Annotated in this window: 23 protein-coding genes; 10 read left to right on the top strand and 13 right to left on the bottom strand. The window is 53.3% G+C overall.

Annotation, left to right across the window (positions count from 1 at the left end; genetic code table 11):
• Nucleotides 1-267: 267 nt before the first annotated feature.
• Nucleotides 268-792, top strand: coding sequence for a cysteine dioxygenase family protein (locus ACR0AY_RS05790; protein ID WP_480453835.1), 525 nt, complete (start codon nt 268-270; stop codon nt 790-792).
• Nucleotides 793-917: 125 nt separating this feature from the next.
• Nucleotides 918-1,985, top strand: coding sequence for an L-glyceraldehyde 3-phosphate reductase (gene mgrA / locus ACR0AY_RS05785; protein ID WP_170513008.1), 1,068 nt, complete (start codon nt 918-920; stop codon nt 1,983-1,985).
• Nucleotides 1,986-2,312: 327 nt separating this feature from the next.
• Here the strand turns inward: mgrA and ACR0AY_RS05780 are convergent, their stop codons facing one another.
• The 3 genes from ACR0AY_RS05780 to ACR0AY_RS05770 form a co-directional block, all read right to left on the bottom strand.
• Entirely contained in the window at nt 2,313-3,677 is a 1,365-nt protein-coding gene (locus ACR0AY_RS05780; protein ID WP_170512632.1) for an alpha/beta fold hydrolase, read from the bottom strand.
• Between the two features lie 479 nt (nt 3,678-4,156).
• The gene (locus tag ACR0AY_RS05775; protein WP_170392859.1) at nt 4,157-4,696 is read right to left on the bottom strand and encodes a luciferase domain-containing protein; all 540 of its coding nucleotides are present in this window, start codon (nt 4,694-4,696) and stop codon (nt 4,157-4,159) included.
• A gap of 74 nt (nt 4,697-4,770) precedes the next feature.
• Nucleotides 4,771-5,352, bottom strand: a complete 582-nt coding sequence (locus ACR0AY_RS05770; protein WP_170512633.1) for a YceI family protein — start codon at nt 5,350-5,352, stop codon at nt 4,771-4,773.
• Between the two features lie 124 nt (nt 5,353-5,476).
• Between ACR0AY_RS05770 and ACR0AY_RS05765 the strand changes: the two genes are divergently transcribed.
• Nucleotides 5,477-6,058: a TetR/AcrR family transcriptional regulator gene (locus tag ACR0AY_RS05765; RefSeq protein ID WP_170408611.1), complete on the top strand. Its 582-nt coding sequence runs from the start codon at nt 5,477-5,479 to the stop codon at nt 6,056-6,058.
• Between the two features lie 195 nt (nt 6,059-6,253).
• Here ACR0AY_RS05765 and ACR0AY_RS05760 read toward each other — a convergent pair whose 3' ends face one another.
• Nucleotides 6,254-6,835, bottom strand: a complete 582-nt coding sequence (locus ACR0AY_RS05760; RefSeq protein ID WP_170512634.1) for a TetR/AcrR family transcriptional regulator — start codon at nt 6,833-6,835, stop codon at nt 6,254-6,256.
• Between the two features lie 86 nt (nt 6,836-6,921).
• Between ACR0AY_RS05760 and ACR0AY_RS05755 the strand changes: the two genes are divergently transcribed.
• The gene (locus tag ACR0AY_RS05755) at nt 6,922-7,395 is read left to right on the top strand and encodes a cupin domain-containing protein (RefSeq protein ID WP_170512635.1); all 474 of its coding nucleotides are present in this window, start codon (nt 6,922-6,924) and stop codon (nt 7,393-7,395) included.
• A gap of 261 nt (nt 7,396-7,656) precedes the next feature.
• Here ACR0AY_RS05755 and ACR0AY_RS05750 read toward each other — a convergent pair whose 3' ends face one another.
• Entirely contained in the window at nt 7,657-8,298 is a 642-nt protein-coding gene (locus tag ACR0AY_RS05750) for a TetR/AcrR family transcriptional regulator (protein WP_170424007.1), read from the bottom strand.
• Between the two features lie 171 nt (nt 8,299-8,469).
• Here ACR0AY_RS05750 and ACR0AY_RS05745 point away from each other — a divergent pair, with 171 nt between their 5' ends.
• The 3 genes from ACR0AY_RS05745 to ACR0AY_RS05735 all read left to right on the top strand — a co-directional run bounded on the left by ACR0AY_RS05745 (nt 8,470) and on the right by ACR0AY_RS05735 (nt 13,508).
• The gene (locus tag ACR0AY_RS05745; RefSeq protein WP_170597209.1) at nt 8,470-9,546 is read left to right on the top strand and encodes an efflux RND transporter periplasmic adaptor subunit; all 1,077 of its coding nucleotides are present in this window, start codon (nt 8,470-8,472) and stop codon (nt 9,544-9,546) included.
• Between the two features lie 12 nt (nt 9,547-9,558).
• Complete coding sequence (locus ACR0AY_RS05740; RefSeq protein ID WP_170512637.1) at nt 9,559-12,702, top strand: efflux RND transporter permease subunit; 3,144 nt, start codon at nt 9,559-9,561, stop codon at nt 12,700-12,702.
• 98 nt (nt 12,703-12,800) lie between these two features.
• Nucleotides 12,801-13,508, top strand: coding sequence for an IS6 family transposase (locus ACR0AY_RS05735; RefSeq protein WP_170512639.1), 708 nt, complete (start codon nt 12,801-12,803; stop codon nt 13,506-13,508).
• Nucleotides 13,509-13,755: 247 nt separating this feature from the next.
• On the opposite strand, the gene ACR0AY_RS05730 is transcribed toward ACR0AY_RS05735, so the two are convergent.
• Together ACR0AY_RS05730 and ACR0AY_RS05725 are read right to left on the bottom strand one after the other, a co-directional pair.
• A complete protein-coding gene (locus ACR0AY_RS05730; RefSeq protein ID WP_480438755.1) occupies nt 13,756-13,983 on the bottom strand; it encodes a DUF1127 domain-containing protein in 228 nt (75 codons plus the stop codon).
• On the bottom strand, nt 13,973-14,197 hold the full coding sequence (locus tag ACR0AY_RS05725; RefSeq protein WP_480453832.1) for a DUF1127 domain-containing protein: 225 nt from the start codon (nt 14,195-14,197) through the stop codon (nt 13,973-13,975). The genes ACR0AY_RS05730 and ACR0AY_RS05725 overlap by 11 nt, the downstream gene beginning before the upstream one ends.
• 100 nt (nt 14,198-14,297) lie before the next feature.
• Here ACR0AY_RS05725 and ACR0AY_RS05720 point away from each other — a divergent pair, with 100 nt between their 5' ends.
• Nucleotides 14,298-15,221, top strand: a complete 924-nt coding sequence (locus ACR0AY_RS05720) for a LysR family transcriptional regulator (RefSeq protein ID WP_480453831.1) — start codon at nt 14,298-14,300, stop codon at nt 15,219-15,221.
• Between the two features lie 482 nt (nt 15,222-15,703).
• On the opposite strand, the gene yghX is transcribed toward ACR0AY_RS05720, so the two are convergent.
• Nucleotides 15,704-16,591 (bottom strand): YghX family hydrolase, encoded by an 888-nt coding sequence (yghX, locus tag ACR0AY_RS05715; protein WP_170512641.1) that lies wholly within the window; start codon nt 16,589-16,591, stop codon nt 15,704-15,706.
• A gap of 96 nt (nt 16,592-16,687) precedes the next feature.
• The gene (locus ACR0AY_RS05710; RefSeq protein WP_170512642.1) at nt 16,688-17,851 is read right to left on the bottom strand and encodes an aminotransferase class V-fold PLP-dependent enzyme; all 1,164 of its coding nucleotides are present in this window, start codon (nt 17,849-17,851) and stop codon (nt 16,688-16,690) included.
• Between the two features lie 191 nt (nt 17,852-18,042).
• Between ACR0AY_RS05710 and ACR0AY_RS05705 the strand changes: the two genes are divergently transcribed.
• Nucleotides 18,043-20,862, top strand: coding sequence for an FAD-binding and (Fe-S)-binding domain-containing protein (locus ACR0AY_RS05705; protein ID WP_480453828.1), 2,820 nt, complete (start codon nt 18,043-18,045; stop codon nt 20,860-20,862).
• Nucleotides 20,863-20,871: 9 nt separating this feature from the next.
• Complete coding sequence (locus ACR0AY_RS05700) at nt 20,872-21,549, top strand: GntR family transcriptional regulator (protein ID WP_170800107.1); 678 nt, start codon at nt 20,872-20,874, stop codon at nt 21,547-21,549.
• A 42-nt stretch (nt 21,550-21,591) separates the two neighbouring features.
• Here the strand turns inward: ACR0AY_RS05700 and ACR0AY_RS05695 are convergent, their stop codons facing one another.
• From ACR0AY_RS05695 to ACR0AY_RS05680, 4 genes are read right to left on the bottom strand one after another with little or no spacing between them, the layout of a single operon-like run.
• Nucleotides 21,592-22,668 carry an Ldh family oxidoreductase gene (locus ACR0AY_RS05695; RefSeq protein ID WP_170512645.1) on the bottom strand — a complete coding sequence of 359 codons (1,077 nt, stop codon included), beginning with the start codon at nt 22,666-22,668 and terminating at the stop codon, nt 21,592-21,594.
• Nucleotides 22,658-23,530, bottom strand: a complete 873-nt coding sequence (locus tag ACR0AY_RS05690; RefSeq protein WP_170512646.1) for an ABC transporter permease — start codon at nt 23,528-23,530, stop codon at nt 22,658-22,660. The genes ACR0AY_RS05695 and ACR0AY_RS05690 overlap by 11 nt, the downstream gene beginning before the upstream one ends.
• Nucleotides 23,527-24,336: an ABC transporter ATP-binding protein gene (locus ACR0AY_RS05685; RefSeq protein WP_480453826.1), complete on the bottom strand. Its 810-nt coding sequence runs from the start codon at nt 24,334-24,336 to the stop codon at nt 23,527-23,529. The genes ACR0AY_RS05690 and ACR0AY_RS05685 overlap by 4 nt, the downstream gene beginning before the upstream one ends.
• Nucleotides 24,333-25,292, bottom strand: a complete 960-nt coding sequence (locus tag ACR0AY_RS05680) for an ABC transporter substrate-binding protein (protein WP_480453825.1) — start codon at nt 25,290-25,292, stop codon at nt 24,333-24,335. Before ACR0AY_RS05680 ends, ACR0AY_RS05685 begins: the two co-directional genes overlap by 4 nt.
• Between the last annotated feature and the right edge of the window lie 84 nt (nt 25,293-25,376).

Here is a 25,376-nt window from a genome sequence, read left to right as displayed (position 1 = left end):
GGTCCCATCATCACCGCACCTCCACTCTCAAAATCGAGTGAATCAGCGACAGGCAAACCAATCAACGGACTTTTTCAACACTATCTCCGCAAAGCAGACATCCGCCCCGATTTGGCGAACGAACGCTAAGCAGGCCAAGCAGCCATTGGAAGTCTTAGATACCCTATACATGCAGCTGCAATCTGGGTCCCAATTTCGTCTATTTTACAGCCTGTGCTACCCTGTTGCTTTTATAGTATGCAATTGGGGGCTGAAGACATGTGGAACATGGAACAGTTTGTAGCGGACTGCCGGACCGCAGTTGATCAGGACGCGTCTCACAAATCGGTGGCTGAGGTGGTGGACCGGGCGATGCGCGATCCCGCGGGCGTGACGCAAGCCTTGGGAGAACCGACCGAAAGCGGTATCTTTCCCATTTACAAGTCAGGTGATCTGACAATCGTCAACGTCGTATGGAAGCCAGGAATGACAATAATGCCCCACAATCACGAAATGTGGGCCGTGATCGGTATTTATGGTGGTAGAGAAGATAACATTTTTTGGCGGCGCGTAGCAGATGACCCTAACGGACGCATTGAAGCGGCGGGGGCTCGAGCATTGTCGACGGGTGAATATGCTCCGCTTGGTAAGGACCTCATTCACTCGGTTACAAACCCTATCCCCAAGTTGACCGGAGCAATCCACGTATACGGCGGGGATTTTTTTGAAGCTGAGCGAAGCGAATGGGATCCTGAATACCTGACGGAACATGCGTATGACATGTTGAAGGTTCGCGCATTATTCGAGGACTAGTTTGCAGTTTGACAATCTGCGCTCACAATGCCTGAGGTATGTTCCGTCTATTCGGCAGGCTTAGCTGATTGCCGATTACTATCTCGTTGAATTGACACGGGGCGATGATCTCGGATTATGGACAGATGAGCAAATTACAACGCCCCCCGAAGCCTCGATCGCGCCCATTTCTTCCCAATCCGGACCGCTACGAGCAAATGGTCTATCGCCGTTGTGGTGAGTCTGGCATAAAGCTACCCGCGATAAGCCTCGGGCTATGGCACAACTTTGGTGGGGATACCCCGCACCAGACAAAGCGCGATCTCTGCTGCACTGCTTTTGACTTGGGTATAACGCACTTTGATTTAGCAAATAACTATGGCCCGCCGCCAGGGTCGGCGGAAGAAGCATTCGGTGAAATTTTAAGAACTGATTTCGCAGGCTATCGGGACGAACTCATCATATCTACCAAGGCAGGGTATGATATGTGGCCGGGCCCCTATGGGGAGTGGGGATCACGAAAGTATCTTGTGGCCTCTTGTGATCAGTCGCTCAAGCGGATGGGGTTAGAATACGCAGATATCTTTTATTCCCACCGCTATGATCCAGATACCCCTCTGGAAGAAACTATGGGAGCCTTAGACTATATAGTGCGCTCTGGGCGCGCACTATACGCCGGAATTTCAAGCTACAACTCTCAACGAACGCGCGAAGCGCTGGCCATCTTAAAAGACCTTGGCACGCCGTGCCTGATTCATCAGCCGTCGTACAACCTACTCAACCGTTGGGTTGAGCGGGACGGGCTGTTGGATACGCTTGACGAATTGAACGTGGGATCGATTGCGTTCACGCCACTTGCCCAGGGTATTTTGACATCGAAGTATCTGAACGGCATTCCCGAAGACAGTCGTGCGACCCAAGGCAAGTCTTTATTGGACGGCATGATCAACGAACGTTCATTGAAGAGTGTCAGGGCTCTAAACGACATAGCGGCGTCACGCGGTCAATCATTAGCTCAGATGGCGCTTGCTTGGGTGCTGAGAGGTGACCGGATTACGACAGCCCTTATTGGCGCTTCGCGACCTGAGCAGATCGTGGATTGCGTAGGTGCGGTCCGGAATTTGGAATTTACCGAAGCCGAACTCGCTAAAATTGACGAGGTCAGCTCGGAAGAGGAAATCAATCTCTGGGCGCGATCCTCGGAAATTGAGTAAGATTGTTGACCACTGATTTTTGGTGCTAGCACGTTTTTCTGCGTAATCGCATGGCGTCTCTGCTTTGGGTTCGGAGCGGTCATTTGATCCGATCTCACGAACGGCTGCCATGCGGGACTTTGCTGCCATTCGTATTATAACTCCAAATGACCGCAGTCAGCCCAAACCGGACATTCGTAACAAGACTTTGCAGTTTCCGAGATCAGGACAAAGCGGTCGATGACGAGAAGCTTAGAGTTTTCAAATTCCAGTATCGAAAATCAAAGGGCGCACGGCATCTTCTTACCTTCGAACAATAAAGTTTTGGCGATGAACAACGTACACTGATCAAATTGAGTTCAAAAAACGCTCTATTTCCACTAGGGCTTTAGGCCAGGCAGGATCATACTCTGGCATCGTGTTGTTTGCTGTTTCAAGGCCAATAAAGCGCGCATTCTCGATGCCGGAGGCGAATATCCTACCTTGTTCAACACTGTGCATCCTGTCTCGATTAGCGTGCATGACAAGAGCCGGACAGGTGATCCGCGGAAGTAGATCGGTTACGTCGACCCCTGCGACCAGTGGTCCAATCTTGAGCCAATCCTGATGGTCCATTGCCACTTTCATAAATTCTGCATAAGTGCGCTGGTCATGCGGACTTGCGGTTGGAGCAAAAGACTGGGCCATCAAGTCTCTTGCAGAAGGGTATTCATCGTTCCAGCCTTCAAGACTCATATCCATCATTGCTTGCCCAAGAGCGGCAATTCCAGGCTGTGAACGCACCGCGAGTCCTTGTGCAAATCCACCGAGTAGAACCAACCCCGAAACACGGTCAGGATTATGTGCGGCAAAAGCCGCCGCAATGGTTGCCCCAAAAGATATACCAAACAATGGCATTTTTTCGATCCCGGCTGCGTCCAGCACGGCCTCAACATCTTCGACGATTCGATTCAAAGACACATCCTGCACGCCGCGCTGGGACAAGCCATTGTTTCTACCATCAAACCGATAAAGGCAGTGATTTTCAGAAAGCAGCGGCAACCACCCGGCGATGGTGTTCATCGTCCAATCGTATTCCAGATGCCTGAGCCAGTTTGGTGTGACCAGTAACTTTCTTCCGCTTCCAGTAGATGTCCAGGCAAGCGTTGTACCGTCTTTTGATTTTGCAAAGCGGACGTCTTGAGAGTTAGCCAGCAGCTTGTTCTTTGCGTGTCTTTTGTCACCATCTAAATCAATAGAGTAGGCTTCCACTGGATTTGGAATTCCCTTCAACCGTATCGAGCTTTCTGGTCGCAAAGCAACCGCCAGCGAAGTTCCTGCAACTTCAGCAGCTGTCTTGCTGACGAGACAACTTCCAATATGCGCGCTGGACTGAAGGCGCGACGCAACATTCACGGCCTCTCCGAACAAGTCTGCGCCATTTGGCATTACGTCGCCAACGTGGAGACCTCCTCGAAGTGTTACGTCTTCATCTCTCATCTGATTGAAAATCTGGCTGGCAGCATTAATTGCGTCAGTGGCTGCAACAAACTCAACCAAAGCACCATCTCCCATCAGCTTGAATATTCGTCCATTGTTTTCATGGACCAACGGTCTGATCACATCGTCCAAAATGCGTTGTAGAGTGTTCAGCGTGGTCTCAGCATCCTCTGACATGCGCTTGGTATATTCGACGACATCGAGGCTTAGGATCGCAGCAATTTTCCGCTTCATCAGTCGATGTGATCCTTTTAGCTAAACCAATTCCGCTGAACCAAAATTAACAGACGAATAGATTTTTGTGGCTAAAACTTGTGCCTGGGTATTTTGCTAAGCCTGCAAGTTCCAAAACTTGCGTTGAAACACACAGCCGAGCAAAATGTCTTTTTGGCTGGCGAAACCTAGAATTAAGGTGAAGTAGTTAGCGCGTTTCGCGTTACTAACAAAGGTTCACTTTGCAATATCCATTCTGAAAGTGTCAGCCCGTTGCTCTCTTCATCTGTGACCGATGGCAGCCCGAAGCGGAACTTCGACTCTGAGCTTTGCAAAATCTAACAAGCGGACGGCAGCTACCATTAGTGTGAATGGCTTGAAGGTATCGAGCGCTTCGCCACGGCGACAATTTAAGAAAAAATGACTGTGAGAAACAAGGTGGCTGAAACTGCGCTCTGACAGGAAACAGGTGTCCCCGCACACTTTCGCACAATTCGAGCTTAGCCCAAGGTGTTGCCGGTGATGAAGGTGTACGAGCTTTCTACCAGATCGATGACGACATCCAACTCTTCTGGTGTGGTCGGTGTATATATCAAGACAAAGCCGCTCCACCCAGGACGTTGCTTGGCCCAAGGGTGAGCTACGGCCCAGCCAGCCTCAATTGCCCGCCGCGCCATTGCCGGATGCAGCGAAGCGTGCAAGCTGCCATCAGGATGCATATGCGCAAATTCAAACCCACCGACGATAGAGCTCGGTTGAGACAAAAACATGTCGGGATCAAGCTGAAAACCAATTGCGCCAGGTAGTGATATGCGTGTGGGGCCAAGTGTAACCCCTGGGAATTGAGCAACTCGCTCCAGCAATAGCTGGGCCAATTCGGCATCAATTTTGACACCAATCTGAGTATGCGGTACGCCGCTTGTCGTTTCAGGACGGTGCGAGGTGCGCTCCGGCAAGGAGCGCTCTTGCGCGGACGCCATCGAGCACATCAATGCCACTACCGTGATAGCAACCGCCAATGTTCTCAGGTGCACATTCATTTTGTTGTCAGCCCGTCAAAAGTAAAGATTGAGTGCTCAGCGCGGTTTCGGTGCCCCTGCACGCATCATTCAGCTTATAACGCCTCGATATTGATCAAGAGATCTATTTCGTCGCTCACGGCTGGTGCAAAGGCCCCAAGTCCGAATTCAGACCGCACGATAGTCGCCGTTGCTGCCAGCCCCAAGGTCGGTCTGCCCTCCTTTTCGCCAAAAGGGTATGGCGCTGACTTGTTAAGCGTTGTTTCCAGAACAACAGGTTTGGTGATGCCATTCATGGTCAGGTCGCCAGAAATATTCGCGGAATTGTCCCCGGTGACTTCGATGCTGGTTGAGGCGAATGTGACCACGTCACCGTCAGTCGCGCCAAAAAAATCATCGGACATGAAGTGTTGCAAACGGGCATCCCAGCCCGTGATCATAGATTTTACAGGCATAGACACTGTGACAGATGATGCAGACGGATCATCTTCGTTGAACTTTATCTCACCGCTAAAACCTGAGAACATTCCAAATGTTTCTGAGAACCCGATGTGGTCGTAGCTGAACAATACCTGCCTGTGTCCAGGATCCAGCTCGTAGGTGCCACTCTCGGACAAAGCGGTTGTCGCGCCCATCGATAAGAGTACCGCCAGCGGGGTTGCTGCCACTTTGAACATTGATACGCTCCCATTTTGACAAGACGTGTTTGTGGAATTGAGTTTTGCGATTTAGGTATTGGCTGACCATACTTTTAGGGCAAAATGTTCTACAGCGCAACAAAATGTTCTATAGGAGGGGCGATTGAAGGAAGATCCCAGGCTGATCGCCACACGACAGGCCGCACTTGATGCGGCGCAAAGGATACTGATGGATGAGGGCGTGCTGCACGTAACTCATGGCGCGGTTTCAAAGGCAACGGGCATTTCGCGCAGCACACTTTACAGGCACTGGCCAGATGCGCGCGGTCTGCGTGATGCAGCATTCAGGCGCATCGCAACACCGCCTAACATACCACCCAAAACAGATGGCCCGCTGCGATCTGACCTGCGCTGGTTACTCGGAGTACTGATGGGAGCCTTGAATGACACACCATGGGGCCAAATTGCGCCTCAAGTTGTCGCTGCTGCGTCCACCGATGCAGAAGCGCGCTTGGTGATCACTGAATTCATGAAAGACAGGTTCGCAAGTGTTGAAGCCGTGCTTTCAGCCGCAATAGATCGGGGTGAGATCGCCGCCGACGTTCCGGTTGACCAATTCATAGAACTGGCAGTCGCTGCACCTTATTTCCGCAAGCTCATTCGTCACGAGGCGCTGAACGAAGAATGGTTGGACAAACATGTCGATCTGCTTTGCAGTATCGCGAAAACCAATTCAGGACAGTGACCATCGCCTGACTTTGCAATCACAGCGACCTTCAACTGGCGCGAAATTTCGACAGAACAGCAAGTTGTGATCAATAGCCTGTCCAGCCAGTTCCTCATAACTGCTGCTCCAAAAGGTCTCGGCAAACGTTCGCTATGATCGTTCGTTGAGGATTGCAAAGTCTGCTTTCTGCGCATTTCTGTAATTCGGCCATCCTCAGTTTTTTGGCAAATATCGATCCAACAGAGCGTCGACCAACCCATCCTGAAGTTGGTAACCAGTTGCTTCGTCCACGCGCAAAATGTCTTCAAGAATAACAAGTTGTTCCATGCCCGTCGTCATGGACAATCGCTTCGCCAGGTCGTCAATTTCCTTCGGCTCCATCAATGGGTGAACTGGCGCAAGTGCTTCCGAAAAAGCCGCCACTCTTCTGGCGCCACGCATTTTGACAGTTCCATCCTCAAGAGATGCCTTGAGTGATTCAGCTAAAAACTGCCGGAAGTGCGCCTCATGAACCCGAGAAAAATCCAGATAGTAACGCGCAACGACATGTACACGGCTGCTAACGTCATCCAGCCCCTCGAGAAGTTCTGACGTTGGAGTGACTTCAAGATCGAGCGTCGCATCCAAAGCCAAGACACTTGGGTCAGAAAAGTAGCGATAGACCGTCGCACGGCTGGTTTTGGCGCGTTCAGCGACTTTTGCTAGCGTGACTTCCTTTCCCTCCGACATCAATTCTCGAGCGGCCGAAAGAAGTGCTTCTCGCGTTCGGTTGATTTGATTTGTACGAGGTGCCAATCCCAAGCCCTTTGCGAAACACTTGTCTCATAAGTAGATTTATGTATTATAAGCCGAGTGTGTTTCAAGTAAAGGGAGTCGCAGTTATGACTGAACCTCGCCCGCGAGTTTACCATCTTCTTGGGAACCTTTTGACCTTCCACGCCTTTCCCAGTGAGACTGGAAATCGTTGCACAATCGTTGAGATAAAGACGGCTCCTGGTGCCGGTGCGCCGCCCAATCATCATGCAGGCGAAGATGAGAGCTTCTATGTGCTAGACGGTGAGTTCGAGTTCTTCGTGAATGGTGAGACAGTCAACGCAAAAGGTGGTGATTTCGTCAAAGTCCCGGACGGCGCAGTGCACGCCTTTACATGTACTGGGGAACGGCCTGGGCGGCTACTTTGCATCAACGCCCCCGGCGCTATGCATGACACATTCTTTACTGAAGCTGGTGAAACAATGCCTGAGGGTACGACAGATATTCCGGCGCCAGATGGACCGCCAGATATTCCGGCGATCATGGCCGTAGCGGACCGAGTGGGAATGACGATCCTTGCGCCAGCGGACATTCCCAGCTAACGAATGCGATTGCATAACTCCGGGTTGCGAAACGGAGGCTTTGGAACAAAGCTTCTGCCGTACACCCTAACTTGTAATACTGGCTCAACCCGAAGCCGACATTCACGACGAGACCTTGCGATTCTGGATAGCCGACTTTGGCGGCGCTTTCCAAAAAATGTCTTCTATGTGAACCTGAGCAATCGTTTAGGCGCAGGCGTGACAGCGGCTTAGATCGTCTGCTATGAGTGCTTGGTTGAATTCGTTTTAGTGTGAGAACGCTCAACTCAGCATTCTTTCCGAAACGTCCTCAAGAAGGGTATGAAGATCGAATTCTTCACCTTTCTCTGCAAGCCCTTTGTCATGCAAAATGAAGGACAGCCCGTGCACGAAACTCCACAACAAAAAACCACGGCGGCGAACTTCGTCTGTGATTCCCGGTTCACCGAGACATTTTGCTACTTCAGTCAAAAGAATCCCGAAACTTTGCTGGCCGCCTTCCTCCAGCCGGGGATCCGCGATGCGGTCTGTGAAGCCGCCAAATTTCAGTCTGAAGATCCCGGGCTCATTTAACGCAAAGGCAATATACTCCATCCCTATGGCAGTAATGCGCTCGGGAGATCCTTCAGGAACGCCTTCCAGCGCAGTAAGCATTTTGTCTCGGTGCCGATCCATTCCCTCAAGGACAGTGGCGACCAGCATTTCTGTCTTGTCTTTGAAGTGCTTGTAAGGTGCCGCAGTTGATACGCCCGCGCGTCTACACGCCTCGGATACGGAAAAACTGTCCGGACCTTTTTCTTCTACCAACTGTCGGGTTGCTTCGATCAGTGCAGCGCGGAGATCACCGTGATGATAGGCTTTCTTGCTGACGGAAAGACCAGCCGTTTGTCTGCTAGTCGAATGATTTTTTTCGATGCTGCTCATGATCCAACATGTGCCAGATCACGTATCTCTTGTCAAAGTGAGAACTTCTAACATATGTTAGAGACGCTAACTTGATGAGGTCCCCAAATGCCGAATCCTGCTAATTCATCTACTGAAGCGACCAAACCGTGCCTATTTGCACGTGTGTTACGCGGCACTGTGCGTTTGGGAGTGACCGTCAGTTTTATAGCCGTTGCAGCGGCCGCCGTTCACTTTGGCGCATCCGAGCTCACCCGTAGAGCGGAGGCGGTGCCCGCACCTGATGCCGCCGCTGTGACCCCAGTATCCGTAACGCCGATAACGTCCGAGAGCGCTTACACAGTCGACCGTGTGTTCATCGGGCAGGTCGAACCTCAGCGTTCGGCAGATATCTCTTTCGAGCTGAACGGGACGCTCGATCAAATTCTGGTGAATGAGGGTGACAAGGTTGCCAAGGGTCAACTTCTTGCGACACTGGACATTGCACTGCTGGAGGTCGAACGCGACCGTCTGACAGCATCACGCGATGCCATTGCAGCCCAGCTTGCATTTGCAAGAAAGACGGTCGAGCGAAACGCGAAACTCATTGAACAAGGCTTTACCAGTCAAGCCCGTTTGGACGAAGCCGTTTCTCAACAAGATGAATTGTTATCCAGAATTGGCGAGTTGGATGCGGCCTTGCGCGATGTTACCGTTCGGATTGAGAAATCCAGCATCGAGGCCCCATTTGCCGGTCAAATAACCGCGCGACACGTGGACGGCGGCGAAACTCTGCGCTCGGGCGAGCTGGTTCTGGGAATGGTCGAGGTCGTGTCGCCGCAGGTTCGGATCGGTGTTCCTCTCGATGTTGATCCGGCGCTTCTGACTGATGTTGAGATCGAAATATCAGCTAAAAGCTACCGGGCTGAGCTTGCAACCTTGCGGCCCGATATTGACCCGGTGACCCGAACCCGCACTGCGCTGTTCGATCTGAAAAACGCTCCCGACGTTGCTTTCGGACAAACCGCACGTGTGCATGTACTCGATCCTGTCCAAAGTGCGGGAACCTGGGTGCCCACAACATCGCTGAAGGAAGGAACGCGCGGGCAATGGACACTGCTGGTTGCCGACGCGCAAAAGACTGTGCGCCTGGCGACGGTCGAAGTGCTGCATGCCGAAGACGACCGCGTCTTTGTGCGTGGCGCGTTTCCGGAAGGCACCGTCCTGATCGATCAGGGTCCGCAGCGGGTGAGCGTTGGTCAGCGCGTCGCCTTCGACACTGGCGAGTAACGGAGCGATCTGATGGAAACCCTTACCTTTCGCCATCCCCGGCTGGTTGCCCTCATCATTTTGGTGCTTGTGTCTGCAGGGCTGTCTTCGTTCCTATCGCTTGGGCGACAGGAAGACCCCACGATCACCAACCTCTTCGCAACTGTAACCACGCAGTTTCCTGGCGCAGACCCCGAACGGGTTGAAGCACTGGTTACCGCAGAAATCGAAGAAGAACTGCGAAAGATCGCCGAGGTGGATGAGATCAGTTCTGTCTCCCGCTCGGGCGTGTCGGTCGTTTCTGTTGAATTGCTGGAAACACTAGACGAAGCCACCATTGAGCAGGTTTGGGCCGAGGCTCGGGACGCCGTGGAAGATGCAAGCCAGAACTTCCCGGCAGGAGTATTGCCACCGGAATTCGATGCCGAGGGTATTGCTGCCTATTCCGCTGTCATTGCAGTTGCGGCCGAGGACCCCGACTTCCCGATAACTTTGCTGTCTCGTCATGCCGAAGCATTGGGTGACAGATTGCGCGCGATTCCTGCGACACGAGCCGTCGACTATTTCGGTCAGCCAGAGGAAGAGGTGCTCGTAAGTGTCGATATGGACAAGGCCGCTGCGCTTGGGCTTGGCGCTGCCGAGATTTCCCAGCGGATCGCCGAAGCAGATGGGAAGGTTCAGTCTGGGCGGCTGCAATCCGATGTCGACCTGACCATTGGCGTCAGCGGAGAAATTGAGAGTCTGGATCGCATTCGGAGCATCGTCCTGCGTGAAAACGCGGACGGTGCAGTGGTGCAGCTCGGCGATATTGCCAGCGTAGACCGGGGCGCACGCGAACCGCAGTCCTCAATCGCTTTTGCCAACGGGATGCCCTCCGTTTTGGTCGGAATTCTGGCGCAGGACGGCGTGCAGATCGACCGCTGGACAGGCTTTCTACGGGATGAGCTTGAGGCCGGCGCCGCAGCGGTACCTTTGGGCATGCAGGAAATACTACTGTTTGATCAAAGCCAGTACACGACGGATCGTTTGTCAGAGGTTGGGGTCAACATGGCCATTGGCGTGGCTCTGGTTGTGGCAGTTTTGTTTGTTACGTTAGGTGTTCGGGCAGCCGCGATCGTGGCTTTGGTTTTGCCGGTTGTCTCATTGGCGACCCTGGCGACGATGAACATGATCGGTTTGCCCATTCACCAGATGTCCGTGACGGGTCTGATCGTTGCCCTCGGTCTGCTTGTTGACGCAGCCATCGTGATGACCGATGAAATTCGACGCCGTCTGCAAGATGGGTTGGAGAGACTTTCAGCCGTGCGAGATGCTGTGCGCCGGTTGGCCGCGCCTTTGCTGGCGTCGACTGTCACAACAGCGCTTGCCTTCACGCCGATGATCTTGCTGCCTGGCCCCGCCGGCGACTTTGTCGGTGCCATCGCTATCGCCGTGGTGCTTATGCTTGTCTGGTCACTAGTTGTCGCTTTGACGGTGACCCCGGCGATTGCGGGCTGGGTACTTTCCGACCGCCCCGACGCAGGAATGCTGAGCCGCGGTATCAGCATCCCGTCGCTTGCCCGATTGTTCGAGGCCTCAATTCGATTGTCAGTCGCTAATCCGGTGCGATCCATCGCGTTGGCATTGATCTTGCCCGTGCTTGGCTTTGCAGCCTTTCCAACGTTGACCGCGCAATTCTTCCCGGGCGTCGACCGCAACCAATTCTATATCGAAGTCGACATGCCGGGTGGAACATCAATTGCCACCACCGAAGCAACCGCCCGCCAGATCGATGAGATGCTGCTGGCAGATGATGGCGTCGAAAGTGTCTATTGGACGGTCGGAGAATCCGGTCCGGCATTTTACTACAACATCGTTGGCAACCGTTCACGCGAGCCCGGTTTTGCACAGGCCATGATAACGACCGACACGGCCGACGATGCGGCCCGCCTTGTCGGAGCGTTGCAGAACCGTCTGGATACCGACTTTCCCGGCGCACAGATCATCGTTCGCAGTCTTGTGCAGGGCCCTCCGGTCGCCGCGCCGGTTGAAGTCAAAATTCAAGGGCAGGACATCACGATTTTGCGTAATCTGGGCGACGAGGTCCGTTCAGTTATGGCCAATCTCGATCTGGTGACGCAGGCACGCGCCAGCGTGAACGGCGGCAACCCCCAAATCCGGTTCGAGATTGATGAGGTCAAAGCCCGTCTGCTGGGGCTGGATGTGGCGGATATAGCTGGTCAGCTGGACACGGCGCTTGTTGGCATCACCGGTGGATCACTGATCGAAGGGACCGAACAGTTGCCGGTGCGTGTTCGACTGGGTGACGAGGTGCGATCAGACCTAAGCGCCATTGTCAGTATGCCCATCCTGCTGCCCAATGCTGCCGCCGTATCCGCCACAAGTGTTTTCCCTGCTGTGCCGTTGTCGGAACTAGCCAGGCCGGTGATCGAACCAGCGGAAAGCGTCATAACCCGAACGGATGGCGTGCGCGAAAACACTATCCAAGCGTTTATCGTCCCCGGTGTTTTACCCGAAGAGGCGTTGCAAGACGTACTAGAAGCGCTTAATGCGTCCGGGTTTGAGTTACCGCAAGGCTATTCGATGTCCTTAGGTGGCGACAGTGATGCCCGATCCAACACCGTGGGCAATCTGCTTGCCTCTGTTGGATTGATTGTCACACTCTCCATTGCGACCATCGTTCTCACCTTTAACTCGTTCCGGCTGACGCTCGTGACCTTGGTCGTGTGCGTGTTGTCTGCAGGCCTTTCAATGCTGTCGCTGGCCGTTATGCAATTCCCGTTCGGAATAACGGCGATTATCGGTGTCATCGGCTCGATCGGGGTTTCGATCAACGCGGCGATAATAATTTTAACCGGGTTGCAACAAGACGTTGACGCAAGCCAAGGCGACCGGGTGGCGATGGCGCGTGTTGTGACTGGTTCAAGTCGGCATATCATCTCGACAACGGTCACAACCTTTGGTGGTTTCCTACCCCTGATCATAGCTGGAGGAGCATTTTGGCCGCCATTCGCCGTTGCAATCGCTGGGGGCGTACTGTTGTCGACTGTCGTATCGTTTTATTTCACTCCGCCAATGTTCGCCTTGGTGCATCGTGGAAAGCTTGACCAACCGCTTGAGGAAAACAACCAGCATTCCCAGCCTCAAGAAGCTATTGTTGCGCTTGTGGCAGAGTGAGGATCGAGACTACTTCTCCTTGCAAATTGGTATGTTGCAAAGGTCTTGTCAGAAGAACTTTGGTTGAGCGAGTTAGGGTTGTTGCGTAGCTTTTGCCCATGACCAATCCGGCCTCTTTCAAGTACTTCAAAACCAGCCCAGAGATCATCCGCCTTGCAGTGATGCTGTACATCCGTTTCCCGCTCTCGCTTCGGAACGTCGAAGATCTGTTGCACGAGCGAGGCATCGACGTGAGCCACGAAACCGTCCGATATTGGTGGAACAGGTTTGGTCCAATGTTTGCAGCTGAGATCCGACGGAAGCGTGTTCAGCAACTGCGCGCCTTCTCCAAATGGAAGTGGCACGTTGACGAGGTTTTCGTGAAGGTGAATGGCAAGCGGCATTATCTTTGGCGGGCTGTTGATCACGAAGGTGAGGTGCTGGAAGCCGTTGTCACCAAACGCCGAAACAAAGCTGCAGCACTGAAATTCCTCAAGAAATTGATGAAGCGGCACGGTTGCGCCGAAGAGATCGTCACAGATCGCTTCGCTTCCTACAAGGCTGCGCTCAGAGAAATGGGCGCGCTCGAAAAACAACAGACGGGCAGGTGGCTCAACAACCGCGTCGAAAATTCGCACCTGCCGTTTCGACGACGCGAACGCGCGATGCAACGTTTCAGGCGCATGCGAAGTTTACAGAAATTCGCCTCCGTCCACTCTTCCGTCTACAACCACTTCAACCAGCAAAGATCGCTAAGCAGCAGAGATACCTTCAAGCTGACACGCACCGCCGCTCTCGCCGAGTGGCGTCAACTTTGTTCCGGATAGGTTCGCGGTTCCCGCGGCAGACTGAGACTGGTTCGAATTCGTCTGACAGCACCTTAAATCGTTCTAGCTCTGGTCTTGCAAATTCAGCTCAAGGTATCGAGCCAGCACTTTCGGGAGGAGTTGAAAGTGCTGGCCCGTGCGTTGGCGCTCCCTGTTGGCTTTTTCGCCGCCGCTTTTGCTGGCTTACTCTGGGAGGAGCGAGGACCAGCAAATTTCGTGCAATCTTCTATCCTGAGGGTCTACTTTTCTATTCGTCAGCCATCAATTTCGCGGCATATTCCGGGATATCGGATCGCGAGATTCCGATCTGAGCGAGCTGATGGTCGTTCATATTCGAAAGTGTGGAGAGCATCCGGGCCGTTTGAAGCGCCTTAAAGGCCGCATTTGCCGTGGCTCCGATCCTCGCCAGGAAGCTGATTGATAGGGCGATGGCGTGACCACGATCTGTACCAGCCGTTTGGGTGTTAGCAGCCATATACAGCCTCCATAGCAAGTCTTTTGATGCTACTGCGCGGAATGCCCAGGTCTGTCAGGTCGCGGTCAGATAGCACCGAGAGCTCATAATACGTTGCGCGATAAACCCTGCGTTTGGCCTGTGCCTTTCGCATCGTGTCCAGTTTTTGATGAAAGAACGTGCGGCCAGCTTCGAATACGACATCCAGCGCGCTGTTTGATCGTGTAATTGCCATGATATTGCCTCGTCCGTTGCTGCAGTGCAGTAATTATGCTGCAATGCAGAGATACGTCTGTTTGGTAGCGCTCACAATTTGGCAATCTGGCATAGGCCCCATGCCAGATTGGAACAGCAAGGGTCATGACATGGATATTTCTGCGCAAATGTTAATTTTTGCGACAGTGGTCGAGCAAGGAAGCATATCTGCGGCTGCACGATCAATGGGGCAAACTCCGTCGGCTGTGAGCAAGCAGATCGGGTTGCTTGAAGATCAGGTTCACTACCGCCTTCTGAATCGCACCAGAACGGGTATCTCTCCAACACTGGAAGGCCAAGCTTTCTACGAAAAATGCAAAGCGATGGCTGACAAATTCAATGAAGCCAAAGCGATGATCCATAGCTTTGACGGTGTCCCACGCGGAGAACTCAGGATCGCGTCCACGGTTGCATTTGGTAAGTCCCAACTGATTCCTGCCTTGCCAGATTTCATGAATGAAAACCCTGAAGTTCAAATGTCTTTGGATCTGACCGACCGAGAAATTGATCTTCGGAGTGAAGGGTTCGATGCGGCGATCTGCTTTGCGGAACAACGCAAGAATCCAGATATGGTCATCAGGCGCATTATGCAGAGTCGAAGGGTGCTATGTGCCTCACCTGAATACCTTGAGCGTTCTGGAACACCGTCGAGTTTTGCCGAATTGGCTGAGCACAATTGCTTGAGAGTTGCTGGGAGAAGCCAGCGGAACGCTTGGGACAGCATCGAACCGAACCCAGGCGAAAAATTTGAAGCAACGGGCAGTTTTGAGGGAAACAGCACCGATGTCGTCTTTCGAGCCGCTCTCGCTGGCATCGGGATCGCACGGCTGCCCTGCTATATGGCAAACATTAAATTTAGCTCCGGCGAACTTGTCCACGTCATGCCTGAGTATGCACCACCCAGCACAGATATTGTCGTAATGTTTGCCGAAAGGCGGAATCTGGCACCAAAAACCCGCGCGTTCGTTGATTATCTCGCGCGGCGGTTTCGGGATTCTGATTAAGACCAAAGGAACGGCTAACTACGTATAGAAACGGTCGCAGTTGTCCAAGTTTATCCAAATCCATCTGTTGTGACTGTCTAAAAACCCGGCAGAGATTGAAAGAAAACTGACTGGGCCCCTCGATCAAAAATCTATTAGCGGTTGGAGGATGCAGAATTGATGAATTCAACCTAAGAGGAGCCATTATCCGGACACATGATTAATGGCTGCTATCAGCGGCATTAAAGTGATAGTGCGCTTAACCCACAGATGAGCTGAACACCTAACGATGGATCGCTTCACCTAAATCCGCTTCGACAATATTTTCCAATCGTTTCGACTCTAAAAAACACCCAATGGTTGGGGTAGTAGGCCAAGACCTGGTCGCGGACACGCTGACTGCGAAAGTCAAATTTCTAGGGCCTCTGAGGGCTTGGCCAAGATGAACCGTGGATTGCCAGGAAGCGATATCAACGCATGGCTGACTTCGTAGCTTGCACCAATTACCTCAGATAGGTGTTGAACCAATCAATGGTGCGGTCCCAGGCCAATTTTGCCATCGATTCATCGTATCGTGGCGTGCTGTCGTTATGAAAGCCGTGGTTAGCATTTTCGTAGATGTAGGCCTCGTAGACTTTTTCGTTGGATTGAAGAGCAGCTTCAAAATCTGGCCAACCTGCATTGATTCGTTCATCAAGCTCCCCCATCTGAATCAGCAGTGGTGCCTGAATTTTGGCTACATCTTCGGCTGCTGGCTGGCGGCCATAGAACGGCACGCCTGCCGCTAGTTCCGGGTAGGCCACCGCAATTGCGCTGACCACACCACCGCCATAGCAGAAACCCACAGCGCCAACCTTCCCGGTGCAGTCTTCTCGATTCAATAGGTATTCAAAGCCATTGAAGAAATCATTCATCAGCTCGACCCGATCGACCGTCTTTTGCAACTCGCGCCCATCAGCATCGTTGCCTGGGTATCCGCCAACCGACGTCAGACCGTCTGGAGCCAGAGCCATAAAGCCTGCTTTCGCCAAGCGTCGCGCCACATCTTCGATGTAGGGATTAAGGCCGCGGTTTTCGTGGATCACCAGCACTGCTGGCAGCGGCTCATCCACACCAGCAGGCCGGACAAGGTAGCCCCGTACGTCGCCGGTTCCATTTGGTGAGGGATAGGTGATGTAGTCTGCATGGATATCGGGATCGTTGAATGATACCTGCTCGGCCAATGCATAGTTCGGTCTGAGCATGTTCAGCAACGCGACCGCAGATAAACCGCCAACCGCGAACTTACCTGCGCGATCCAGAAACTGACGCTTAGTGATTTTGCCGTGCGCGTAAAAATCGTACAGGTCCAGTAGTTCCTGGTCGAAGTCTTTTGCCGTCATGCGAGTCATGGTCAATCTCCTAATGAGTTTGGCAGTCTGAAGGGTACGTAGTATTCGATCTGAAGATTTTGATTTTATTTGGTTTTTTAAAAGCCCTGTCCAACGTCACGCAGCCTTGAGATGCTCCAAGGCAGCCTGAGTGCCGCCTCCGTTATGTGGCATACCGCTCTTGGCTAGCCCCATCTCTACGCCAGAAAGGGTGGCCATCAACATTAGGTCGTTGAAGTCGCCCAAATGACCAATGCGGAATACCTTGTCGGCTACCTTGGACAGACCATTTCCTAGTGAGATGTCATAGTGCTCAAGCGCCGCAGCACGAAACGCATCGGCGGAGTGACCCTCTGGGACCTTAACCGCAGTCAAGACGCCCGATTCCTGACCTTGATGTGTGCACAAAACCTCAAGACCCCAGGCGCGCACGGCAGCCCGTGTCGCGGCTCCGTGTCGGGCATGACGGGCAAAAACGTTGTCCAACCCTTCCTCGTGCAACATGTCGATGGCCTCATTTAATCCATAGAGAAGATTGGTGCCGGGGGTGTAAGGAAAAAACCCCTTCTGATTTGGTCCGACCATATCTTGCCAATCCCAGTAACTTCGCGGCGTGGTCACGGATTGTGAGTGTTTCAGAGCCCGATCGCTCACGGCGTTGAAGCTCAAACCAGGCGGTAACATCAATCCCTTTTGCGAGCCGGAGACACACACATCGACCCCCCAGTCATCGAACCGAAAATCAATCGACGCAAGGCCGGAGATGGAGTCCACGATTAGAAGTGCAGGGTGCTTGGCTGCGTCTATGGCCCTCCGCACTTCCTCAATTGGTGTGACTGACCCGGTTGACGTTTCGTTGTGGACGACGCAAACCGCCTTGATGCCGTGCTGCTCGTCTGCACGTAGACGGTCTTCAATCTGATTGGGGTCCGCGCCGCCACGCCAATCTCCTTCAATCAGCTCTGGTCGCAGCCCTAGTTTTCCAGCCAAGTTGCACCACATGAAGGCGAAATGCCCTGTTTCGAACATCAGAACTTTTTCGCCAGGCGAAACCGTGTTCACAAGTGCGGCTTCCCATGCGCCGGTGCCGGATGAAGGATAGATAAAGACGTTCTGTTTTGTCCTGAAAATCGTCTTTATGCCATTTAGGGCCTTGTTCCCCACTTCAGCAAAATCCGGTCCTCGATGATCAATGGTCTGCGTGCTTATGGCTTTCAGGATGCGCTCTGGCACAGCACTCGGCCCTGGAATCTGCAAAAAATGTCTGCCCGCCTGACGCATTTGAACTCATCCTTACGCTGGTGCCAAAAGAGAGGCGCTATTACTTATTGCAAAAGTTAATTATGAATTCATTATTCAGTCAACGGTGAAGTGAAGCGTTTTATAAGACTTGAAGGGAAGGGAAGGCGAACCTGATGGTGGAGAATGGATCGTTGTACCGCCGACTGTTGTCTGATGTACGGGGAGAGGTGATGTCAGATCCGGCATCGCTTGCTCGATACTCGACCGATGCCTCAATTTATCAGATGACACCGGACGCTGTGGTGATCCCTTGGTCCACTGAAGATGTCCAAGCTGTAATGTCCATTGCGCGGGACGAAGGAAGTTCGGTACTGCCTCGCGGCGGCGGCACCTCGCAATGCGGGCAAACGGTCAATCAAGGTGTTGTACTGGACAACACAAAACACTTGAATCGTATTCTAGACGTAGATGTTGAGAAGCGTATTGCGTGCGTTCAACCCGGTGTTGTTCTGGATCAATTGAACCAAGCGTTGAAGCAGCATGGCCTGTGGTTTCCCGTGGATCCTTCAACAGCGTCCCGTTGCACTCTTGGGGGGATGGCGGCAAACAATTCTTCAGGCGGAAAGTCTCTCCGATACGGGATCATGCGAGACAACGTCCGTGCGATAAACGCAATCACGGTTGATGGTACGGAAGCGCGGTTCAGCGCTGATACGGCCGCATCAGGCGATTATGCGGATCTTGTTGGTGATATGCGCGCTCTTGGGCGTCGCGAGGCTGCCGAAATAAACGCTCGTTTTCCTAAAGTCCAGCGCCGCGTGGGCGGGTACAATATCGACGCCCTTGTAGGTAACGACATCAACATGTCCCATTTATTGGTGGGGTCAGAAGGCACATTGGCCTATTTCACAGAACTGGAACTAAGCCTGGCTCATCTGCCGGGAGCGAAAGTTACCGGCGTGTGCCATTTCCAGACATTTCGTGCTGCAATGGAGGCCACCCAGCACATCGTTACACTCAACCCGCAGGCGGTAGAGTTGATCGACGACACCATGATTGCATTGGGGCGAGAAATCCCAATGTTTAGCGAAACGATTAATGCATTTGTTGAAGGCAATCCCGAAGCCCTGCTGCTGGTGGAGTTTGCCGAGGGCAGCGCCGAGGCCAATGCTGCAAAACTGGTCGAACTTTCGCAACTGATGGGAGATCTCGGTTTTGCTTTCAGCGGTGCGGAACATCGGTGGGGTGGCGTTGTCTCTGTTACGGACAAATCTTTGCAGAATGCTATCGCCGAGTACCGAAAATCCGGGTTGAATGTCATGATGTCGATGAAAGAGGCAGGCAAACCGATCTCTTTTGTTGAAGACTGCGCCGTCCCTTTGCCCGACCTCGCCGATTACACCGCTGGCCTAACCGAAATATTTGCCCGGCATGGCACAAGGGGAACATGGTACGCGCATGCCTCGGTGGGGTGTTTGCACGTGCGCCCTGTGCTGAACATGCGGCAAGACAAAGACGTCCGGACAATGAGGGCGATCGCCGAAGAAACATTTGATCTGGTCAAAAAGTATAAAGGATCTCATTCAGGTGAACATGGTGACGGGATCGTACGATCAGAATTTCATGAAAAGATGTTCGGTAAGCGTATCGTTTCTGCGTTTGAACAGATTAAGAAACGGTTTGATCCTAATGGGGTAATGAATCCTGGCAAGATCGTGAACGCGCCCGCCATGGATAACCGCCGACTGTTCCGCTACGGTCAGGACTATTCGGTTCCTGAATTCGAAACGACGCTGGACTGGTCTGCTTGGCCGGGTGCCGGAGGAGGGTTTCAGGGCGCCGTCGAGATGTGCAACAATAATGGTGCATGTCGCAAGCTCAAGGGCGGCGTTATGTGCCCTTCTTTCCGAGCGACCCGAGACGAGCGAGACGCTACACGTGGGCGGGCAAATTCGTTGCGGTTTGCCATCAGCGGGCAGATGCCGGGCGGTTTGTCGTCTGATGCCATGTTGGACACAATGAAGTACTGTGTGTCATGCAAAGCTTGCGCTCGGGAATGTCCGACTGGCATCGACATGGCGCGAATGAAAATCGAAGTATTGTCAGCAAAGCGTAAAAAAGATGGGCTGACGTTGGCAGACAAATTGATAGCTTACCTGCCCCGATATGCGCCAAAAGCCGCGAAAGTCGCGTGGTTTGTGAATTTACGAAACAAAATTGGACTCTCGCGTAAGCTATTGGAGGGACCTACTGGTATTTCAGCGCGACGCGATCTGCCAGTGTGGTCTTCTGCTCCGTTCCGTGATGTCGAAGCTCAGGACAATGATCCGCAGGTGTTGCTGTTTGCCGATGTGTTCAACCGGTATTTCGAACCGGAAAATTTGCGCGCTGCCGTCCGGGTTTTGCGGGCAACAGGATTTCGGGTGGCCGTGGCGCGAGACGATCGATCTGACAGGGCTTTGGATTGCGGACGTACTCTCTTGGCTATGGGGTGCGTGGACGAAGCGCGACAGGAGGCACAACGCGTGATTGACGCGACACGAGAGGCGGTTGCAAAAGGTGTTCCAGTGGTCGGGCTCGAACCTTCCTCTATCCTCACTTTCCGGGATGAATTTTTAGCGCTTTGCCCGGGGCCGGAAACGGAGATGTTGTCGAACGCAACGTGTACCTTTGAGGAATTTCTGGCCGATCAGCCGGACTTGCCCCTGAAGCCGTTGGATCGCCCGATTTATTTGCATGGGCATTGCCACCAGAAAGCACACGATGCCGTCACACCGATGCTTGACCTTTTGAAGCGTATTCCAGGGGCACAAGTTCACATGATTGAAAGCAGTTGTTGTGGCATGGCAGGGGCATTTGGATATTCGCCCGACACTATCGATGTTTCGATAAAGATGGCACAACTCGACTTGTTCCCGGCGTTGGAAGTCGCGCCCGTAGATGCAGTTATCGTGGCAGACGGGACATCTTGCCGCCATCAAATCGCCGAAGGTACGCAGCATCAAGCTATGCACGTCGCACGCCTCTTGGATATGGTTCTTGATGTTTAGGAAATGGAAATGAACCTGACGGACAGCATTAATCGCCCGACCCTTCACGAAGAACTGGTCGAAAGGCTACGTAACCTGGTTGTCGAAGATGTTTTAAAGCCGGGTGAAAAAGTGCCCGAGAAACAGCTTTGCGACTCGTTGGGGGTCTCACGGACACCCTTGCGAGAAGCTTTAAAGGTGCTTGCGTCAGAAGGCTTTGTGGTACTTCAAGCCAACCGGGGGGCCCGCGTCGCAAGTGTCACGCGAGAGGAATTGGAGAATACGTTTCCAGTGCTTGCGACGCTTGAGCAACTGGCGGGAGAGTTGGCATGTCAGCACATGGATTCCGCTGAAATTGAACTAATCGAACGTCGCCATGCCGATATGCTGAAAGCCTATAATTCACATGACCGACAGGCATATTTTAAGGCCAATCAGGACATTCATCAGGCACTGATACGTGGCGCGCGAAACGATATTCTTGCGAGCCACCACAAGCTGTTAGCCGCACGGGTCCGCCGCGCACGTTTTATGGCCAACTTGTCGGACGAGCGCTGGGCGCAGGCCATTGACGAACATGAAGCCATGATGGAGTTACTTAGGGCCCGTAATGCTGACGGGCTTGGAAAATCCATGAAGCTCCACATGATGAATAAACTTTCTGCACTTGTGAAAGCGCTGGAGGCAGAGGACGAGGCACCTCTCTAAACTCTCGTCAAAAGCGCCTACCAGCTTCCCACGGATGTGCTGCTAGTCGGTGCTGAGACTAGGAAACAGAGGGGATAGCCCACAGTCCTCAGCAAGTTTGTTGAGGTCTCGACAAAGAACGGGGTTCAGCCTCACACCTTCTTTGCGGCGGGCTTCTGCGGCAGCCGTTTTGCCGTCTCCGGGCAAGCGCACCGGGTCATGACCGGGCAGGGGGGGGGATGCGCGCATTTCAGAGAAGACGCGAGCTGCGTTAGAAGCAAAGTCATTGCCCATCCCAAAGGCTGCCGGATTGAGCGCCATAACGAACTGGCCGGTATTTGTGGATGAAGTTGTGTCCGAGGTGAAATTGATCACATCAGAGCCGAAGGCCGCACCGTTTAAGACCCCGGCTATCAACCCGATAGCTACGGAAAGACCGAACCCTTTCGGACCGCCGATTGGCAAAAGAAACCCTTCTGACTTTAGGGCGGGGTCCGTCAATGGGTTTCCATCACGCCCAACCATCCAGCCTTCGGGCATAGGCTTGCCTTGCTGCAGCAGGGTTTTGATCTTACCCATCGCGGCTACGGTCGTCGCCATATCAAACACAAACGGGTCGGGACCATCGGCGGGGGCGGAAAAAGCAATGGGATTGGTACCAAGAAGCAAGTCACTACCGCCATAGGGCGGGACGTGGTTCGCGCTGCCCACTGCCGCGGCCATACCAAGCAGCCCTGCCTCGGCTTGTGGACGTACATAAAGTGCCAGTGGTCCAGCATGATTGCCGCGCCGAACACCAACCCATCCGATGCCGGCCTCTTTTGCCTTTTCAATTGCAAGATCCCGAGCCGCCGACATAGCCAGATGGCCGAGGCCGTCATCTCCGTCGATCAAAGCGGTTGCAGCGGTCTCATGTACTACTGTGACTTTTGGCGTAGGATTGGAGCCACCTCCCGCCAGCCGGGCTAGGTACTGTCGCAGGCGAAAAACACCGTGCGTGCCATAGCCATAAATGTCGGCCTCAACCATCGTCGAGGCCACCTTGTCCGCATCTGATTTTGGCACACCTCGAGTTTCGAGTGCGGCCGCCACAAATTCACGCAGGGTGTGGCAGTCAATTTTCAAAGGCTCAGAAGTCATCTCTTCCCACCTGTTCCTTGTGCCAGAACACCAATTTACGCTGTGTCCAAACCACCGACGCAAATACGACCAGACCGACAAGGCTGAGATACAGGATTAACGAGAAGACGCGCGGCGTGTTGAGCTGCGAGGCGGCAACCCGAATAAGTTCGCCAAATCCCTTGCCACCGCCTAGGAATTCTCCTGTGATCGCACCGGCCATAACGCCGACTGCTCCGATCTTGAGGCCGGTAAAAATCTGCGGCAGGCCAGTCGGCAGTTTCATCTTGAACAATGTCTGCATCCGACTTGCGCCCATCGTCTTGAAAAGCATACGCGCGTTTTCATCGGCGGCGTGAAGCCCAGCCGCAGTACCGACCACGATTGGAAATGTCGCGATAAAGGCAGCAAGTGCCACCTTTGATTCAATACCAAAGCCCAACCACGCTACAAAGAGTGGGGCAAATGCCACTTTTGGCATGGTATCTATCGCCACCAGGTAAGGCATCACTGCCTTTTCACCAAATGCCGTTTCCCCCACCAATACGCCCAGCGAAAATCCGATCGCGATTGCCAGTGCAAAACCATAGATAACTTCTTTGATTGTGATCCACAGCGCCCCAAGCATGTAGCCGCCAGTCAATAGATTTTGTCCCACGAAGATCATATCTTTCAGGGTTTCCAACGGTGTAGGCAGAATGATTGGGGAAACCAGCTTAAGGCTCGTAACAATTTGCCAAGTGCCGACGAAAACCACGAAGACAAAGGTCATCGCCAGCCAGCGTGGGACCGAGTCGATAAAGTGAACTTTTTGTTCCCATACCGTGTCTTCTGCGGTGTCGGCGTCTTTTAGGGCAGGTGAGTAGTTATGAACGTCGCTCACATTTCTTCTCCCTTATCCAGGAGGCCGCGAATGTAGTCTACAATAGCGCCAAACTTGGGTGTGGTCATCATATCCAACGTGCGTGGGCGCGGCAGATCGACCTTCACAATTTCGGCAATCCTGCCCGGGCGTGGTTTCAACACGACGATTTCGTCGGACAAAATAACGGCTTCCTGAATAGAGTGCGTAACAAGAAAAGCCGTCGCTTCCTGTTCATGGCAAATCCGCTGCAGTTCCATATTCATCATGTCGCGTGACAGCTCGTCCAGCGCGCTGAATGGTTCGTCTAACAAAAGTACAGCTGGTTCTGTGATCAGCATACGGCAGATTGAGGCGCGCTGAGCCATGCCGCCCGACAATTCGTTCGGGTATACGTCTTCGAATCCCTTCAAGCCCACGATGTCCAATAGTTCGTGAGCCTTGCCCATTGCTTGCTTGGCGGCTGCCTTTCCGTCGCGGATCTCGATTGGCAACACGATGTTTTCCACCGCTGTTTTCCAGGGAAATAGTGTCGCCTGTTGAAACATCATACCAATGTCTCGACGGGGACCGGTGACTGGCAGGCCCTGTAGGATCACACGCCCTTTGGTGGGAGGGATCAGACCCGCCATGATCTTGAGCAGAGTGGATTTCCCGCACCCGCTGGACCCAATTACAGAAGTGAAGCTTCCTTTCCGTAGCGTCAGATTAATGTCCTCAAGCGCAACAACAAGGTTGCGTGCATAGGTCTTGCTTAAATGGGTCAATTCGTAGACCGGCGTGCCCAAGGGCGCGCCGGAAAACTCTTTTGCGGCTGCAGCGTTCATTTGCTGGCGGCCTCGTTGCCGATGGCGGCAAATTCATTGGTCCAGGCAGCGCTCAAGTCATCAAGCGGTCCCGGAATTTCGCCACCTGCAACAAGTGCGTCTTGCCATTCCTGCCAAACTTCGGCGGGGTACCATCCCAAACCGTTGCTTGGATCCGCTGCTATGGTTTTCGAACGTACGGCATCGAACAGCGCTGACTGGAACTCCTTGTCCTCGCCTTCCTGCGGATTGCCGTCCGCCAGGTGCTTCAACACAGCTTCGCGGTTGGCATCATCCAGCGCAAAGGCATGACCACGAGCGAAAGCGCGGCTCCAGGCCTCGACCAATTCGCGGTCGTTGGCGATTGTGTCGGCCATTGTGGCGATGCCGTTACCGAAGAAACGCCCGAATTCCGCAGGCGTAATGTCACGCACCGCCATTCCGCGTTGGTTCAGAATTGCCGTGTCAGCGGTGGAGGCGGAATACGCGTCGATTTCGCCATTCAGAAAAGCCGCGGTCGCAGGGCCACCGTCGCCGACAGTCAGGAAGGTATAATCTTCACCTTCTTTCATTCCTGCGCCGGTCATCACATTACGCGCAAAGCCCACTTCTGCGCCATCAGCTGTACCTGTCCCGATAACTTTGCCCCGCAACTCTTCAACGTTTTGGATGTCAGAGTCTTCGGGCACTGCAATGCCGAAGTTGCTGCGCGCCGCAACGTTGTAGATGTGAATCGCATCCACATCGCGCGAGCGCGCAGCAATCAGCGGGCCGGGGCCGGGGCGACCGAAGTGTGCTTGTCCTGCAGACAATGCCTGAAGCACGGCGCCTGAGCCGTTGATAGCCTCGACGGTCACGTTCAATCCTTCATCTGCGAAGTATCCTTCTCCAATGGCGACAAACACAGGAAATGAGTTGATTGCCGAAGGGCTGGGTTGCACGAAGGTGATTTCACGCAAGTCTTGCGCAAAACCCATTGTTCCTATTGCTCCTGCTACCGGAACAGCAGTAAGCAGGGACGCTGTGAAAGTCCTTCTGTTCATCATTGTAGTCTTCCTCCC

It is taken from the genome of Ruegeria sp. A5 (genome assembly GCF_056543005.1).
Note: the sequence above shows the minus strand (reverse complement) of the source record. Positions and strands in the feature narration are given on the sequence as shown.

Excerpts from the sequence above, each read along its gene's own strand:
- ACR0AY_RS05705 (WP_480453828.1), top strand. The coding sequence starts at position 18,043 with ATGTCAGATCCGGCATCGCTTGCTCGATACTCGACCGATGCCTCAATT.
- ACR0AY_RS05710 (WP_170512642.1), bottom strand. The coding sequence starts at position 17,851 with ATGCGTCAGGCGGGCAGACATTTTTTGCAGATTCCAGGGCCGAGTGCT.
- ACR0AY_RS05700 (WP_170800107.1), top strand. The coding sequence starts at position 20,872 with ATGAACCTGACGGACAGCATTAATCGCCCGACCCTTCACGAAGAACTG.
- ACR0AY_RS05790 (WP_480453835.1), top strand. The coding sequence starts at position 268 with ATGGAACAGTTTGTAGCGGACTGCCGGACCGCAGTTGATCAGGACGCG.
- ACR0AY_RS05720 (WP_480453831.1), top strand. The coding sequence starts at position 14,298 with ATGCCAGATTGGAACAGCAAGGGTCATGACATGGATATTTCTGCGCAA.
- ACR0AY_RS05685 (WP_480453826.1), bottom strand. The coding sequence starts at position 24,336 with ATGAACGCTGCAGCCGCAAAAGAGTTTTCCGGCGCGCCCTTGGGCACG.
- ACR0AY_RS05735 (WP_170512639.1), top strand. The coding sequence starts at position 12,801 with ATGACCAATCCGGCCTCTTTCAAGTACTTCAAAACCAGCCCAGAGATC.
- ACR0AY_RS05775 (WP_170392859.1), bottom strand. The coding sequence starts at position 4,696 with ATGAATGTGCACCTGAGAACATTGGCGGTTGCTATCACGGTAGTGGCA.
- ACR0AY_RS05695 (WP_170512645.1), bottom strand. The coding sequence starts at position 22,668 with ATGACTTCTGAGCCTTTGAAAATTGACTGCCACACCCTGCGTGAATTT.
- yghX (WP_170512641.1), bottom strand. The coding sequence starts at position 16,591 with ATGACTCGCATGACGGCAAAAGACTTCGACCAGGAACTACTGGACCTG.
- ACR0AY_RS05750 (WP_170424007.1), bottom strand. The coding sequence starts at position 8,298 with ATGAGCAGCATCGAAAAAAATCATTCGACTAGCAGACAAACGGCTGGT.
- ACR0AY_RS05725 (WP_480453832.1), bottom strand. The coding sequence starts at position 14,197 with ATGGCAATTACACGATCAAACAGCGCGCTGGATGTCGTATTCGAAGCT.
- ACR0AY_RS05730 (WP_480438755.1), bottom strand. The coding sequence starts at position 13,983 with ATGGCTGCTAACACCCAAACGGCTGGTACAGATCGTGGTCACGCCATC.
- ACR0AY_RS05755 (WP_170512635.1), top strand. The coding sequence starts at position 6,922 with ATGACTGAACCTCGCCCGCGAGTTTACCATCTTCTTGGGAACCTTTTG.
- ACR0AY_RS05780 (WP_170512632.1), bottom strand. The coding sequence starts at position 3,677 with ATGAAGCGGAAAATTGCTGCGATCCTAAGCCTCGATGTCGTCGAATAT.
- ACR0AY_RS05740 (WP_170512637.1), top strand. The coding sequence starts at position 9,559 with ATGGAAACCCTTACCTTTCGCCATCCCCGGCTGGTTGCCCTCATCATT.
- ACR0AY_RS05770 (WP_170512633.1), bottom strand. The coding sequence starts at position 5,352 with ATGTTCAAAGTGGCAGCAACCCCGCTGGCGGTACTCTTATCGATGGGC.
- ACR0AY_RS05680 (WP_480453825.1), bottom strand. The coding sequence starts at position 25,292 with ATGGGTTTTGCGCAAGACTTGCGTGAAATCACCTTCGTGCAACCCAGC.
- mgrA (WP_170513008.1), top strand. The coding sequence starts at position 918 with ATGAGCAAATTACAACGCCCCCCGAAGCCTCGATCGCGCCCATTTCTT.